We start from the raw sequence: 14094 nt of genomic DNA, 5'->3' as shown, positions 1-14094 counted from the left end.
TGGTTAGACCAGCGATTGCTGCCAGCAAATATCGGCAAGGATCGTGGCCGTAATTGGTGATCCGGTACCGTTGGTTACTCGCACGGCAACATAACGAAGATTTGTATCCACGCGCGTCGTTGCAACATCCTTGAATGGCCCAACACCTGTGAAGGTGTTGGCGTCAACAATCCCTGTGCCGTCTGCGTTGGATGTGAAATCGACACTCAGCGTCAGGCCGGTGATTGACTGGTTCAGGAAGCGAATCAGTGCAGGCAACCTTGTCTGGCCGGGACAGACGCCAATCAAGTCGGCGCCGGACGCGGCAATGGTCACAGTCTTGAAGAAGCTGGCGCTGCGCATCGTTGTGCCGGCGCCATTCGGCTGAAGTTCTTGGCCGTGGTAGCGCACGCCGAGTGCGTAGCGCCGAGAAGTCAGCAGCTGGTTGCCGCCGCCGAGGGTTGGGGCGAACGCGCCGACTGTTGGGTTGAAGACGATCAGTTGCGCACCGATGCCCTGGCACAGCGTCTTCAGCTGATTAATCTGCTGCTCGAACAGTGCCGGCGCCACACTTGCGTAGTAATCATTGGTGCCGATGATGAGCCAGACGAAATCTGGCGCGCTCGGGATCACGTCCGCAGTGAAACGAGCGATCAGGTCAGATGCCTTGTTGCCGCCCGTGCCCTTGTTGATGATCGTGGCCTTTGGAAGCCGTGCAACCAGTCGGTTGAAGATGTCGCCGCCGCCAAACCAACTGTCACCGAACAGGACGTGTTTGCCACGGTTCAAAGTGTTGAGGTAGCCCGCCTGGCGGTGGTAGCTGATCGGGCCAGGGTAGAAGGTGAAGCCGCCACCATTAGGCGACGTGATTCGAACTCGCACACAGCTGCCTTCACGCACGGAAAACGGGATGTCTTTCGACATGATCCCGCTGTAGCTCAAGATCCCAGCTAGCTGCGCGACCTGAAAGACAGTACCGTCGGCGATAAGCTCGTCGATGAAGATGTCGATCGATCCAGATAGGCTGCCGGCGCGTAAGCCTGGGTTGACTACCACGTTCGCCCGGTAATCACCACCCTGAAGACCAACCCAAGAAGACGAACAGCCTGCGCCTGCCGCAGCGCTGGTGACAGAGATCGAGCGCTCACCAATGGCGTTACCGCCCGGGTTTCCGTAAGTCGTGCCGTTTGGGTTGCTGGCCAGCGTGGCGCCGAGGATGGGTGACCAGATCGCGCCGTCCTTGGACAGATATTCCATCCGTGAAATGCGCTTGGCGTTGAGTTGGCGCAGTGCGTCGTCCGCAACGGCGTTATAGCCGAAGGTGTTGGCGTGGGCATCGTTGGCGTAAAAGTTGTAAACAGGCGCTCCGGAGGCAATCGAAACGGTCAGCTGGCGATCCAGGCGAATGATCGGGCCAGCGAGCAAGGCGCCGACGGTCGCGGTGTAATACTGGCCGTCAGACGCAAGCCAGCAAATCAGCTGGCCAACATAGTACGTTGCCGTGCTGACTACTGGAATATCAGTCGTGTTGACGGCCGCCCCTGCCGTGGTCAGTGTTGAAACCACGCCGCCTGGATCTGACGAGGTCCAACCAGTGCCCGCCAGCGTGCCGTAATGCAGATCGATAACCGCCGGTTCGATTGTGTTACTGAACCACCGGTTTGCGTTACCTGCGGCTGCGACGAAGTTGGTGTTTGCCAGAATCAGCGCATCCTGAGACGTGTTCTTCACCTCGATAGCGGTCAGTGCTGTTTCAACCGTGCCGGCGCCGCGGCCAACTTTTGTGGCACCGACGCTAGACGCGAGGACTTGACGAAGCACCGCGTCGCCTACTGCCTGCAATTTCAATGCGTCAGTTGCCCAAACACCAGTCAGGGTTAATGGAATGTCTACCGCATTCTTCACCCTATAGAGCTCGCCATCCTTCTGGACAAGTTGCGTCTGGCGTGCAACCACCACGCCGGCCGCATAAGCCAGATAAATTGACTCATAGCTTTGCGCGATTAAGTAATCAGTTACCTGCTGCATGATCCCGCGCCAGGATGTGAGCGGCACACCAAGGCGGCTAAGGTACTCACCTAACGGTCCATTCACGAGCAGATCGGCAATTGCCGAGGTGTCGTAAAGGTCTCGCGGATCACTGGACCCGTTTGGCTCGACTGGGTTGCCCGTATTGAATCGCATGTTTTCTCCAGACACAAAAAAGCCCGCGCAGTGGCGGGCTATTTGTGGATTTGATTATTTAGACGGGCGCTGAAGAGTCGTCGTACAGATAGACCCTTTCGTCGTAGTTGAACCCTTGCACGGAGACGCTTTCGCTTCCCTTCGGTGAAACCTTGCTGACCAGTACGCGATGGCATTCACGACTCACCGGCCCAAAGAGCAGATGTGGCGGCTCCCTGTTCCAGCTCGTGTCCGGAACGAAATCGATGGAAGGGATACTCAACTGGTATTCGTTTACTCGGGTTGCTACCCATGGCCCGCTGAGCGTGCCATCAAGCCGGCGGATGCCGACTGTGTGGCTGATTCCCTCGATCCAGATGAAAGGCTCGGAGCTTTCGAGAATGACCCCGCCTGCTACCGGCGTGAACCCCAGCATGAGTGCGCTCTGCCCGCGGCCTGGAGTGTCATCCGATACACCGGCAAGCCCGAGATAGTCGCTGTTATTACCATCAAGCTCTGTCTCAAACGAGTAACTCCATCGACGATATCGGGCTTCGCTGGCTCTGCGCATTCCCAAACGGTACGCGCGATTCCTGTCTCCAATACCAATCGCTTTTACCTTCTCGGCCTTGATTCCCTGCTGCCCAGGGAGACGACACTTCACCGTCTCCGTTTGGCGCGTAAAGCGGTCCTTGTACTCGACATCGACACCGTCATGATCCATTGCCGGGTCTGGCGATTTGAAGCTGATCTTCAGTGGGCCGATCAGGTTTTGTGCGGAGTAACCCTGTGTGCCAGCCGGGAAGTACTCGCTATCGAAACCATCACGCTTCTGGTCACGCACTGGCCGCAAACGCCCACGACTGATCGTGAACTCTGCGAACCCGGCCGCCAATGCCGTATTTAGCCCCTCCTTAACCGTCATGAATGATTCGACGGAAAGATCGAACTTGTCTCCGCGCAGCTTGCAGATGCTGTCGAAGGTGGCCAACTCTTCAAAATCGATATCCGCTGCGTCGTAACCCGGAGCTCTGGCGATGTAGTTGTAAACCGGGGCGATATCGCGGGTCACTCGGTTGTCCGGAGTCCATGCACCATCAACCAAAACCGGAAGTTTCCGTGTGGCCACCACCGAAACTTTATTCTCGCTCTGGCTGGAGAGCTTTCCGCCACCGGCGGCCGAGACTGCGATCGTTGTCCAGCCCGGGTAACTGGTTGGACTTGGCAGCAATGTCCTTGCGTCGTACCACTGGATGTTGTCCTGAATGTTGGTCTCGGTCGATTTCGCCCCGATTCGACGCATCCGGCCCTCGGGTCGAATGGCCGCACCGATCGTCAGTTCCCTGGTGAACCCGATCTGATCAAGCGTGGATTGAGTAATCGTCTCGACGTAAGACGACCATGCGCCAGCAGCAGCCATATCCCTGTACTGAAACTCATAGGTCACGGACCACGGGACGATGACGCCTTTTTGCGTTACACCCGCCAGGCCGCTCGGGAACATAACAGTGAAGGATATTTTGGTTGTCTTCTCCGCTGGCGGACACAGTGCATACGGGCCAGACCAATCCCCCTCAAGGTTCGAATTATCCAGTACCAGTACTGCTGAGTTGCTTTCTATAAAAGAGAATCCAGGCCAAGCTCCGTCCGTTAAGCCAGCGCTTGTGAGTCGTTCGACGCTGATCTGTGAGGTGCTGGCTGCGGTGATACGGTAGCGAAGCCCCGTGTAGCCGATGCTGGCCCAGCCGACACCCGATTGAAGTCCGGAAACTGGGGCTCCACTCGTGGTGTTCAGAGTCATCTGGGCGGGATTTCCACCGGCGGGCGCGGTATAGCTGTTAACCAGATAACGTCCGGCATTCGCCCCCACCACTTCGATCTGCATGCCGGGGAATGCGCCAAGCTGCTCAAGTGGCCCGGTGACGAGATCACGACCACCGACACCGCCGCCGGCTGTCACCGTGTACTGGTACATCACCTCTATTCTGATAATCATCCCAATAGCCCAGCCAGCAGGAAAGGAACCAGCTCCGGTTGGGATGGTTATCAGGCGATTATTAAACTGAAAGGCTTGAGCGCTCGGCGCTTGTGGGACAGTTGTGGTTGTTTTCAGATCGAGACCTGATGTACCTGTAGCTGTTACGCCTACCTCTGTCGCCTGATACCACCATTGCGCCGCCGGTTCGGCGCTCACGTCTTCGCCAGGCCCGTAGACCCGGTAGGTGGCGTTACTGCCGAGCGCGATGATCGGGGTATTACCGATTTTGATGTCACTTGGCAGGATTTCACATTCTCCGCGGGTGACGCACAGCATCATGTATTGCCATTCGTCTTTCGGGCCCTTGAATTTGCGACGAGGCTCGACGATGTAATCGGGAAATATTTCGTCCTCTCCAAATAACTCGCGCACTGGGTCGCCGTACCTGACCTGGTTGGCCTTCGCATTGGCGCCGGATAACGAACTCCCTTGAGTTGGATTGCCTGTTTTCGGCAACTTCACTCGTGGAGTTATGAGTTTCATCACCGCTTGAATGCCTTTGATCGCGGCGATGGTGATCGACACCGGGTCTGTTCCCTTTGGCTCGATCCAAATCTGCACATGATCATCGGGGCCGAAGTTCGTCTCCGCCCAATCCGATGGGTTCGACAGACATCCGTTTACGGCGATGCTCATCGGCGGCACCTCGCGGCGCTCGTAGCCCTTCACGTTGCCGGTCAGCCACTGCTCCAGAGTGGTTGGGGTATTCACTCGGTACTCACGCAGCACATCCTGATCAAGCTTGTTCGCATAGATATCGATCACGATAAAACACCACCGTCATGTAGTTGTCTTTGAATTCCTGGAGGCGAACGATCCGCGCCCCGCTGCCGGGGTTGATCTCCAGCACCTGAAGCCGGTCGTCCTTGAGAACCACCAACGCCACATGGGCGCAGATGTCGCCTTTCATTGCGGCAGCAATTGCTCCGGGGAACGGATCGCACCGCTCGAGCGCCCTGACTACCTCCGCTCGGTACGATTTCTGAAAGGCATGAATGCCATGACGCGTTACCTCGCCAAACTGTGAAAGCGCAGGCAGTCCATAAAGCTCTGACCTGGCAATGGTTGTCAGGCCCCAGCAATCCACGGACGGCAGTTCGCGACCGCCGTCCTTGTAGATGGCAGTGAGGTATCGTGATGGCATGGTTAGAGGTACTTAATGCAGGGGGCGTTGAGGGCGTTGAAGGTTTCGCGGTTGAAGTTCGTGTCGATCAGATTGAAGTAACCGCCGTCTACTCGAACAGTCGCACCCTCAAAGCTTCCGCCGGTGGTGACCAGATAGTAAGGCCGCTGAGCAGGCTGGCTCAGGTCAGTACTGAGATAAAGCCTAAGGGTTGCCCTGATGATCGCATCGGCGTCCATTGCCGCACGGATCAGGTTCTGTGCCTGCCCCGTCACGCCGTCGATGGCAAACGTTACCGACTGGCTGCCCGTGTTGTCTTTTGTCGGGTATGAAACATCAATCCCGCCCGCAAGAAATGTGAGTGTCCGGCCATCCTCGGTACCGCAAGTCTGATTTTCGAACCCAGCGCAAATCACGATTGATTCGCTCCAGGCAGTGCTGAAAATCTCGAACGTGGGTATGAGGACCTCACTGCCGGGCGACGCATAACAGATGTCGAGTGGGTTCATGCCTTCGGCCACTCCCTGTTGATCGCCATGTCGATGATGTTTTTGCCGAACCAGAAGTCTGGGAAATTCTCCCAGCCTGGCTCCATCAACGGCCGCTCGCGAAGTTCCAGAGTCGCCGAGTATCGCCAGTGATCAATCCCGACCAGCTCGGGCCCGTCATAAATGTCAGTGAACCGGCATTCATAGTCTCTCAGCCCCAAAGGGGTTTTCAGTGGAGCCAGAAACCACAAGGTGCCGTCCATCAGGATCCGGGCGAACCAGGCTTCAAAAAAAGCCGCCTCTTGATCGCTGAAGATCCACTTGAGAGACGGCTCGGTCGGGACACTGGTGAACTTGCGGCGCTGCCTGGAGCGTCCATTTTCCAGCCTCGTCCGCATCAACGGGCTGACGGTGCTCAGCTTGTAGCCTTCCAGCAGTGGGAGCGGCAGCTGCTTTGGATAAACGATCATGAACCCACCGTGCTAAGCCCATACTTCTGCGCCATGACTTCGTGCACTTCGCCGTCATTCATGATGTTCGAAACCCAGGCATCCACAGATGTCTGGCCATTGTTGGTGCTCGTTTGAACCTGGCCGGCTTTCGACGCATCTTCATGCAGATTCACAACGACCCCCCCGCCGGACGCTTGCCGGTTCTGTACATCGTTAAGGGTTTTGTCCAGCTTCGAGCTGGTCTCGGCGGTGGTCACACGCTCGCCTTTCTGAAGCAGCCAGGTGCCTGTTTCTGGAACGGCATCGATACCATCGTGAGCCATACCGGCAAGTGCAGCGGCACCCACAGCGCCGGCGAGCGGACCAGTGATAGCCAAAGCGGCGGCCATCGCGCCGGGAGCTGCGAACGGCCCCACAATCGGAATTGCGGCAGTCGAAGCGAATGCGGCGAGACCGGCCTGAAGTGACATAGCTGTTGCGTTGGCAGCCAGCGTCGTAGCGGCGCTAGCTTGTGTGGTCTTCCCAACGATTAACTGCACCGCCTGATAGACCAACCACTGCGCGGCCATGTCAGCCAAAGCTGCGATGATTGACTTCGCCATAGAGGCGGCGACGTTCGCGACGGAATCACCGAAGCTCTGATTCTCAAGGACCATCGCTTGCAGGTTGTCCGATATCGCGCTGCTGGTCCCCTCGAGGAAACTGGATGTAGCGTCAGCAGCTTGCTGCTGGTAATCAATGGCCGTGTCGCGGTAGCTCTCCCAGGCAGAACTGACACCGTCGAGCCAGTTGTTTTGGGCTTCGTCCTGTTGGTTGTAATAGTCCTGCTGAAGAATCATTCGCTCTGCAAGTGCTTCGCCGAGCATCTCGGTTTCTTTTTCGTACAACTCTTGGGTGATGTCTCCCCCGTTGAGCTGCTTCTGCAAGTCAGCGGCCTGCTCGTTGTAATCCTGCTGAATCGCGAGATCAGCCTGCAGCCGCTCCTTCAACTTGTCGCCCGACCCGGCGCCGGCAAGCTCTAGTTCGAAACTCTGCTTTACCGTCTGATTGCTGTCTTTGAGCGTGTCGCCGAATGTCGTCAGCTTCGCGGCATCTTCGTTGGCGAGCTTTATTTTTTGCAGGGCGTCCAGCTCAGCTGCCAGCCCTTCAAGACGCTGTTGCTGGATTGCGTTGATCCCGACCAGTTTTCCCGATGCAACTTCAAAACGGATCTTGTCAATCTCAGTCGCTTTTTTCTGGGCGTCTGTACTGGTATTGATCAGCGCGATCTGGCGTTCGAGGTCAGTCTCAGTACTTTTGAACGTGTCGCTTATTTTCTTTGCGGCGGTAGCGGCGTCCTGTGCGGCTTTCTTAGCGCGTTCAATGGCCTTGGGATCTACACCACTGCCTTTGCCCGGCGTCACGCTGAGAGTGGTGGAGGAAATTTCCGACGCGGCTTTTTTTGCGTTAGCCACGTATTCCTTGAATTTGTCACCAGCAAGCGGCTGGGTCAGGCTTTCGTTGATGCTGTCCGCGGCTTGTGCAGCAATGCTGAATTGGATTCTCGCGTCATTCGCATACTCCGCAGCGGTAGCCTTGAATTCCTTTGATGTCTCACCAAACGAAAGCGTACCCAATGCACTGTTTGCCTGGGCGACCAGGTTGTTCGTGTGCCCGACCGCAGTGGCGAACATGCCCACCAACGTATTTGCGACAATGTCGAAAACGCGGACGACGCCATCTCCGGCGTTTACAAAGAAAGCCGTTGTTGTTACCAGCTTCTCGCCCAGATCGCCGACGACACCGCTCAGCCCGCCAGCGTCTTTCGCTGACTGATTGATGTCCTTCGAAAACTGGGCCAGCACGGGAAGGAATTCAGCAGCGAGCATCGTTTGCGCTGAAGTGATGTACTGCCCCAACCCCTGCAGCTCAATACCGAACTGTTTAGCCGCCGCGATCGTCGTCTCGTCCATGACGATACCGGCGTCCAATGCGGCCTTGCCAAGTTCATCAAAAGCTTTACCACCGTTGCGCAGCAGCGGAACGAGTGCGGTCGAGTCGTTGGCGATGGCCTCCATATAGAAGGTCATTTCCTGCTGGCTTACGTTCGCCTTTTCAAGGCTGGTGACATAGAGCGCCAGAGCGTCCTTGCTGTTCAGCTTTTTGAAGCTTTCGGCAGTGAGTCCAACCTTTGGTGCGATGTTTTCAAAAAAGTCTTTTAGCTCGCCCCCGCCAGTGCTCGCAAAGTCACCCATCTTGTCGTTGGTGTCTTTGAAGATGTCCGACAGTTTGTCCTGCTCAACCCCTACGGTTTTCGCAGCGGCGGCATATTTTTGGAATTCTGTGGTCCCGAGACCGGCAAGCGCTGCCTGGTTAGATATCTCTTTCGCGACGCTTGCCGAGTGAACAACCAGCGCCGTCAGGACGGCCGGGATGCTGCCTATCGCGACACCGACGCCCTTCGCCAAGTTGTCAAATGACTTGGCGATCTCTGCGTTGCGCTTCTTCGCCTCCTGGCTGGCTTTATCGAGCGGGCCGGTGAAAGCGCCAATCTTCGCCACCAGGTCCAGTGTCAGTGTTCCCAGTGATTTGCCGGCCATTCCCATTCTCCCAGTCGTAAAAAAGCCCGCAGTTGCGGGCCGGCCCTCAATCGGTGGTGTTTACGCCCAAGCTTTCATCGCCTCTTCCAAGCTCAGCGCTCGGTTGCCTTCGTGAGGAATGAAGTCAGTAAACTTGAATCCACCGTCCTTGCTGATCTTGTTGGCATACATCGCCGATAAGACCGCCACGCTCCGCTCAATGCGCAGCCCTACATTCAGTGAGCCGCGCTCCTTGCGGTACTTGGCCCACCGATGAAACTCGAGCGTGCTCACCCTTTCGCGGGCTTCCGCGATCGTGCAGCCGAGGGAGAGCGCGAGTTCGTGCTCGAGCTCGTCGAGGGCGGTGAGCTCTTCATCTTTCCCGCGTTGTTCACCTCAAACATTGCGGCGAGCAACGCGACGGTCAAACGGCCGTCCAGCGCACCACGCTCTGGGTCGGCGGCGCCAGTGATGTCGTCAACGGTAAACACCGGGACGCCGCTCTCATCACACACGCTCGCAGCCAGGCGCCCGGCAAGGCTGTCCTGCTTGCCATTCAACGAGTTCACATCGCTGATCGCAGCTTGATAGCCAAGGGGACGTATAAACACGGTCGCCGTGATTTCCTTATCACCCTGCATCCAGGTGATTTCCTTCTCAACCGGGCGCCCCGTAAAGGCGCCGGCCGTTTTCAGATTTTCAAGAGTCAGTTTCATTTCAAACCCTTAGGCAGTTTTACGGATCCAGGCCGAACCGCCGGACCGTTGGATGGCGGCGGCAGTGGTGACCACAGCGTTTGCGGCGAAGTCGAACGGGAAGTCGGAGACGTAGCCGTCGAAGATGAACCAGGTGCGGGTGCTCGGCAGAACGAAATCGTCGCTGTCGCCGAGGACGGCGGTCGCGGTCGCGCCGGTACCTGCACCACCAGTCAGAGCGATGGTCGGGGTCGACGTGTAGCCGGCGCCCGGGTTGGTGATGTTGAAGCCGGTCACTGCACCGCCGCTGATGATCGCGGTCGCGGTCGCGCCGGTACCGCCGCCACCAGTGATAGCGACAGTTGGAGCGGTCGTGTAGCCGGTACCGCCAGTGGTGAGGCTGATTGCAGCCAAGGCGCCGGCGGTGCCAACGGTAGGCTCGATGTCGGTGCCGTCAGACCAGCCAACCGCCCAGCGAATACTTTCGATGCTGTCGTCTTCGGACAGTTGATGCAGGCGCACGTGGGATGCGTTGCGCGGATCCGCATTGAGCGTCAGCGACGCCTGACCAGGAGTGCGCAGACCACGCATGTAAGTCCGCACCTTTTGACTGAGGCACGTGGTTTCAATCTGATCGGCGGGGTTACCGCCCGGGCTGAAAGCCGTTGCGCATTCGATCTCGAGAATCTCAAAGATCAAAGGGTTCGCAACCGTGGGCACGAGCGCGTAAATCTGGGTTCCTTGGGAAAGGATCGACATGGCGTTCTCCAAATGTCGGGCAGAAAAAAACCCGCACATGGCGGGCCTGGGATTGGGGTTTGGCTATCTGGGTACAAGCCAGTCGATGTCGAAGCTCGACCGGTAAAGGTTTGTCGCTGCATCCTTGTTCTCGCCGCCCCAGCGGACAACGTTTGCCTTCAGCTCGATGGCATGGGCTATGGCGTCGGTGACGGCTCGGGCCGATGACGCAGTTGCGGCGTATACATCAACCTGCAGAGTGAATCCGTCCAAGTCAGGGCGACCCGCCAAGTAGTTCTCAGGGCTGCCTGTGACCAGCTGCCAAACGGCATACGGCTTCGCTACACCCTCTGGCGCCTCGCCGAACGGATACAGCCTGTGAGGCGTCACGCCGAGCAGAGCGCGAACGCCAGCATCTGCTGCACTCACGGTGAATATTGGTGCTGCTGGCATCAGCTACTCCCGGACGCCTTGGCCGCTCGCCTGATGGCACGATCAATGGCTTTTTCGTATTCGGTTATGAAGGTGTTGGTCGCTTCGCTGATGTTGTCAGCGAGAGCTTTCCGGGCAAACGGTTGAGCGCGCATTTTCGCAGTACCGAACTCAATCAGACGCCAATGCGGTGTTGGTGAGTTGGCCGACGTGTCGCCGCCATTTTTCAGAACCGCGCCGTGCAGGATCCCGACCCTGAAACCGAGATCACCGCTCGCTTTGAACAACTTCCCATTCCAGCGGAGCGCGACGTTGTCCGCTATCGAGCGGCCTGTTTCTGGGTCGTCGATTCTCTTGGCACCTTCTTTCATCTTGTCGGCGACCAGTTGTGCGGCCTTGCGCAGCGCCGAACGACCGCCCTTGCGCTTCATGTCATAACTGATGGCTTCGAGTTTCCCAATCAGCGAGTCGATGCCCACCAGGCTGAACTCGATGCTGTCAGCCATCATTCAACCCCTTCGCCACAAGAATGGTGAGGTACTCAAGGCCTGAGTCAGGATCGGGCATCGGCGGACCTTGGATGTTGTAAACGTCGCCGCGGTGCAGGATGCGCATCGTCGGCAGCACACCAGGGCGATACCGAATGACCATACGGCCCGATGCTTCGGATTGGCCGGCCTGCGCCGCGATCAGATCGCGAGCGCTGAGTGGTTCGACCGAAGCAGGAACCTTCTCCCACACCGTCGTCCATCCTTCGACCTGCTCGCCGGTAACCGGGTCCTGCGTGAGGCCAAGTGCTTGGAAGGTGATCCGTTGTCGCAATTTACCGGCTCTCATCAGACACCCATCCGGATGCGATATGGCATCAGCAGGGCCTTGGAGGCCAGGGGCAATTCGGTAGCAATGGTGCCTGTCACCACCTCCTCGCGGTTGGCGAATAGATGGCCGAGCTTCAAGAGGCAGGCGGACTGAATACTGGGGGTGATGACGATCCCGCGGGCGGCTCGCGTTGCGGCGTCCAGCGCTTCCGTAAAAGAAAAAGTCGCATCGGCCAACGCTTCGCACCGCAAGAGATGATCATCGGTCAGAGCAGAAGCGGCCAAGGCGGCGTCGTATGCAATGCGAGCAGCGTTCCGCGCGGCGGGCACTTGCGAGCGAGCAACATCAAGGGAAGCCTGATCAACAAAGAACGAGCGCTGGAGATAGGCCATCGCCGCATCTTCGGCCCCATCCAGTTGCGACTGGACGAGATCCTGATCCTCCGGCTCAGCCAAAAGGTGCTTCATCGCCAATTCGATGTTGATCACGCTCATGATTATTTAGCCTTGTTTTTCAGCTCGGGTTTCGGCTTTTGGCTGGCCTCTGGAGCAGCTTTGTTATCCGCTTCCTTGGCCTGTTTGTTTTCGGGTTCGGCCGCCTGCTTCACGTCGTAATCCTCAATCAACCCGTTCCGGTGAAGCTCCTTGGCCCGGAACTCATCGACGGTAATGGCGCGGCCTTTCTTCACGTACTCATGACCGTTAAGAAAGCCCTTTTTGGTTGTCACTTCGATATCTGGCATTAGCACACACGCCCGGTCACCCGGGCGCGCTCCTTGGATGATTGAGGGATTAAGGCGTTGGGTCTTCAAACTCACCGTGCACGAAGGATTCCGGGCGGTACACCGCCAGCGCCAGGCGCTCTTCGGCACGGATAGTGACCATGTTGGTGCGGAAGTTATCGCCGTCTTCGGTCGAAACCTCGACAGCAGCGTCTTCGCGATCGAACACCTGGGCGGCGATGTTCATTGCACCCACCAGGAACTCGCCTTCAGGTACCGCGTTGCTGTCCACCACCGGCAACTTCCAGAGACGCTGGACGCCGCCTTCTTGGACGTTGACCCAGATGTAGGAGCCGGTGCTGTCCTTGGTGAGCTCGATATCGGCCCAGTCGACCGGGTTCAGCGCGATGGCCGAAGCGCGGTATTCAGCGACCCGTACTTGTAGGATTGCGCGGCGCAGGGTGTCGATCTTGGTGTCGCCGGCCTTGCGCAGCGCCTCGTTGAAAGTGGTGGCTTGCGGGATCAGGCCCAACAGGTTCTGGCCGGTGCCGTCACCAGCGAGGATCTGCTCTTCTTCTTTGTACTTAAGACCGTAGATCGCACGGCCGTTGATGTAGCTCTGCAACAACGGGATATCCGACAGAACCTGCTTCGAGGCTTTGAACCAGTGAGCGATGGTTTTGACAGTGGTGGTGACCATGCCAAAAGACAGATCGGACTGAGCCTTCAGCGCACCCTCGCCAGCTTGAGGTGCGGCCATGTTCTGGAAGCCGGTCTCTTGGACGAACTCGACGGCGTTGGAGCCAGTACGACCAGGCATGATGAGGTCGCGAATCGTGAACTGGCGCTCAGGATCGGTAATGATCCCCGCGACGCGGGTCGGCTGAATGCCCACGCCGACGCCGCCAGTGCCAGTGGTGGCGCTGGTGATGTTGGTGACGGCCTTCAGATTCAGGCGCGCAATGCCGCGACCTTTCGTGGTCAGTGCTTGGTAGTCATCCGAATCCGACAGCTGTTCGCCGACGGACTTCTGCTCGCTCGGATCGTTCGCGGCGAAGCGGCGCGCCAGCTTCTGCTCGATGTCCTGAAAGCGGTCTTGCAGGGCCAGACCATCCTTCACCAGACCATCCAAAATGGTCTTGGTCTCCGTCAGGATGGTGCCGTGTTCCTTAATTTCCTTGTTCGCTTTTTCGGCGAACGCTTTGATTTCTTGGTCGCGTTGATCCAGAAGGTCATTGACTGCTTTCAGCTGGACTTTGTCGTCGGCATGCTCCTTACGGTGCATCTGACGGTCTTCGGCGCGAGCCTGGTTGCTCATGGCGTCATGCATGGTGAATCCTCAAAACGAAGGGAGGGACAGTGCTGGGCGCGACTTAAGCGCCTCGACCACTTCAATTGCTGCCAGGTCGCCCGCGGACTCGCTCCGGAGCAGATGCTGCAGTCCGCGATTGGCAATCACCGCGGACTGAGTTTTCGAGAAGCCTGCCTCGCGCAGGAGCAGCTCAAATTCAGGAAGTGAAGGCAGACCGCCGTGAGCCAGCTTCGACTTGATGGTGTCGGTTCTGGCCTCGTCGTTGGCCGGCACAGTCACGATGGAAATCTCGACCAGGTCGAGTTTGGTCAGGGTCCTGATCCGGGTCTTCTCGTCGAAGCTGGATTCACGGACGTAGTAGCCGATGGAGAGCCCGGTGATAGATCGAGACTTCATGCCTCGCATGGCGATGCGCGCATACGGCGCGTCAGCCAGCCAGAGTTCGCCATCCCCGAACAGGCCTTTGTTGTCCTCTTTCAAGGTGTCCATCGACCACGATCCGATTGGCTCGGCGGTGCGGTGCTGCCACAGAACCGGAAGCGACCGAGACTTCGCCTTCAAATCGGCGATGGACTC

General features: G+C 57.8%; 16 protein-coding genes and 1 pseudogene. All 17 read right to left on the bottom strand.

Annotated elements, in window-relative coordinates; translation table 11 throughout:
• Positions 1 to 3: 3 nt before the first annotated feature.
• Positions 4 to 2163: an SGNH/GDSL hydrolase family protein gene (locus AC1ROI_RS13915; protein WP_102616832.1), complete on the bottom strand. Its 2160-nt coding sequence runs from the start codon at positions 2161 to 2163 to the stop codon at positions 4 to 6.
• Between the two features lie 58 nt (positions 2164 to 2221).
• Positions 2222 to 4945, bottom strand: coding sequence for a host specificity factor TipJ family phage tail protein (locus tag AC1ROI_RS13910; RefSeq protein WP_102594271.1), 2724 nt, complete (start codon positions 4943 to 4945; stop codon positions 2222 to 2224).
• A complete protein-coding gene (locus AC1ROI_RS13905) occupies positions 4917 to 5324 on the bottom strand; it encodes a hypothetical protein (protein WP_102594270.1) in 408 nt (135 codons plus the stop codon). Before AC1ROI_RS13905 ends, AC1ROI_RS13910 begins: the two co-directional genes overlap by 29 nt.
• A 2-nt stretch (positions 5325 to 5326) precedes the next feature.
• Positions 5327 to 5812, bottom strand: a complete 486-nt coding sequence (locus AC1ROI_RS13900) for a DUF1833 family protein (protein WP_102594269.1) — start codon at positions 5810 to 5812, stop codon at positions 5327 to 5329.
• On the bottom strand, positions 5809 to 6261 hold the full coding sequence (locus AC1ROI_RS13895) for a hypothetical protein (RefSeq protein WP_102594268.1): 453 nt from the start codon (positions 6259 to 6261) through the stop codon (positions 5809 to 5811). Before AC1ROI_RS13895 ends, AC1ROI_RS13900 begins: the two co-directional genes overlap by 4 nt.
• Positions 6258 to 8822: a phage tail tape measure protein gene (locus tag AC1ROI_RS13890; RefSeq protein ID WP_102594267.1), complete on the bottom strand. Its 2565-nt coding sequence runs from the start codon at positions 8820 to 8822 to the stop codon at positions 6258 to 6260. Before AC1ROI_RS13890 ends, AC1ROI_RS13895 begins: the two co-directional genes overlap by 4 nt.
• A gap of 60 nt (positions 8823 to 8882) precedes the next feature.
• Positions 8883 to 9095, bottom strand: a complete 213-nt coding sequence (locus AC1ROI_RS13885; RefSeq protein WP_102594266.1) for a phage tail assembly protein T — start codon at positions 9093 to 9095, stop codon at positions 8883 to 8885.
• The gene (locus AC1ROI_RS13880; RefSeq protein ID WP_102594265.1) at positions 9092 to 9517 is read right to left on the bottom strand and encodes a phage tail assembly chaperone family protein, TAC; all 426 of its coding nucleotides are present in this window, start codon (positions 9515 to 9517) and stop codon (positions 9092 to 9094) included. The genes AC1ROI_RS13885 and AC1ROI_RS13880 overlap by 4 nt, the downstream gene beginning before the upstream one ends.
• A gap of 9 nt (positions 9518 to 9526) precedes the next feature.
• Entirely contained in the window at positions 9527 to 9793 is a 267-nt protein-coding gene (locus AC1ROI_RS13875) for a phage tail tube protein (RefSeq protein ID WP_256580130.1), read from the bottom strand.
• Positions 9794 to 9913: 120 nt separating this feature from the next.
• Positions 9914 to 10255, bottom strand: a pseudogene (locus AC1ROI_RS13870) (phage tail tube protein); the annotation flags it as partial.
• Positions 10256 to 10318: 63 nt separating this feature from the next.
• Positions 10319 to 10687 (bottom strand): tail completion protein gp17, encoded by a 369-nt coding sequence (gene gp17, locus AC1ROI_RS13865; protein ID WP_102594263.1) that lies wholly within the window; start codon positions 10685 to 10687, stop codon positions 10319 to 10321.
• Positions 10687 to 11172 carry an HK97-gp10 family putative phage morphogenesis protein gene (locus AC1ROI_RS13860; protein ID WP_102594262.1) on the bottom strand — a complete coding sequence of 162 codons (486 nt, stop codon included), beginning with the start codon at positions 11170 to 11172 and terminating at the stop codon, positions 10687 to 10689. The genes gp17 and AC1ROI_RS13860 overlap by 1 nt, the downstream gene beginning before the upstream one ends.
• On the bottom strand, positions 11165 to 11503 hold the full coding sequence (locus AC1ROI_RS13855; RefSeq protein ID WP_102594261.1) for a phage head closure protein: 339 nt from the start codon (positions 11501 to 11503) through the stop codon (positions 11165 to 11167). The genes AC1ROI_RS13860 and AC1ROI_RS13855 overlap by 8 nt, the downstream gene beginning before the upstream one ends.
• Positions 11503 to 11979 carry a head-tail connector protein gene (locus AC1ROI_RS13850; RefSeq protein ID WP_102594260.1) on the bottom strand — a complete coding sequence of 159 codons (477 nt, stop codon included), beginning with the start codon at positions 11977 to 11979 and terminating at the stop codon, positions 11503 to 11505. The genes AC1ROI_RS13855 and AC1ROI_RS13850 overlap by 1 nt, the downstream gene beginning before the upstream one ends.
• 2 nt (positions 11980 to 11981) lie before the next feature.
• A complete protein-coding gene (locus AC1ROI_RS13845; protein WP_102595916.1) occupies positions 11982 to 12227 on the bottom strand; it encodes a hypothetical protein in 246 nt (81 codons plus the stop codon).
• A 49-nt stretch (positions 12228 to 12276) separates the two neighbouring features.
• Positions 12277 to 13536, bottom strand: a complete 1260-nt coding sequence (locus AC1ROI_RS13840; RefSeq protein WP_102642689.1) for a phage major capsid protein — start codon at positions 13534 to 13536, stop codon at positions 12277 to 12279.
• A 9-nt stretch (positions 13537 to 13545) separates the two neighbouring features.
• Positions 13546 to 14094 (bottom strand): HK97 family phage prohead protease (locus tag AC1ROI_RS13835; RefSeq protein ID WP_492572397.1); only part of this gene is annotated, 549 nt, incomplete at its 5' end.

The sequence above is a fragment of the Pseudomonas sp. GW823-FHT02C02 genome, assembly GCF_058797635.1.
This window is presented reverse-complemented; position numbering and strand designations above follow the sequence as displayed.

Bases quoted from the DNA above. Each gene is read 5' to 3' on its own strand.
- AC1ROI_RS13915 (WP_102616832.1), bottom strand. From the start codon at position 2,163: ATGCGATTCAATACGGGCAACCCAGTCGAGCCAAACGGGTCCAGTGAT.
- AC1ROI_RS13905 (WP_102594270.1), bottom strand. From the start codon at position 5,324: ATGCCATCACGATACCTCACTGCCATCTACAAGGACGGCGGTCGCGAA.
- AC1ROI_RS13900 (WP_102594269.1), bottom strand. From the start codon at position 5,812: ATGAACCCACTCGACATCTGTTATGCGTCGCCCGGCAGTGAGGTCCTC.
- AC1ROI_RS13895 (WP_102594268.1), bottom strand. From the start codon at position 6,261: ATGATCGTTTATCCAAAGCAGCTGCCGCTCCCACTGCTGGAAGGCTAC.
- AC1ROI_RS13890 (WP_102594267.1), bottom strand. From the start codon at position 8,822: ATGGCCGGCAAATCACTGGGAACACTGACACTGGACCTGGTGGCGAAG.
- AC1ROI_RS13880 (WP_102594265.1), bottom strand. From the start codon at position 9,517: ATGAAACTGACTCTTGAAAATCTGAAAACGGCCGGCGCCTTTACGGGG.
- gp17 (WP_102594263.1), bottom strand. From the start codon at position 10,687: ATGCCAGCAGCACCAATATTCACCGTGAGTGCAGCAGATGCTGGCGTT.
- AC1ROI_RS13860 (WP_102594262.1), bottom strand. From the start codon at position 11,172: ATGGCTGACAGCATCGAGTTCAGCCTGGTGGGCATCGACTCGCTGATT.
- AC1ROI_RS13855 (WP_102594261.1), bottom strand. From the start codon at position 11,503: ATGAGAGCCGGTAAATTGCGACAACGGATCACCTTCCAAGCACTTGGC.
- AC1ROI_RS13850 (WP_102594260.1), bottom strand. From the start codon at position 11,979: ATGAGCGTGATCAACATCGAATTGGCGATGAAGCACCTTTTGGCTGAG.
- AC1ROI_RS13845 (WP_102595916.1), bottom strand. From the start codon at position 12,227: ATGCCAGATATCGAAGTGACAACCAAAAAGGGCTTTCTTAACGGTCAT.
- AC1ROI_RS13840 (WP_102642689.1), bottom strand. From the start codon at position 13,536: ATGCATGACGCCATGAGCAACCAGGCTCGCGCCGAAGACCGTCAGATG.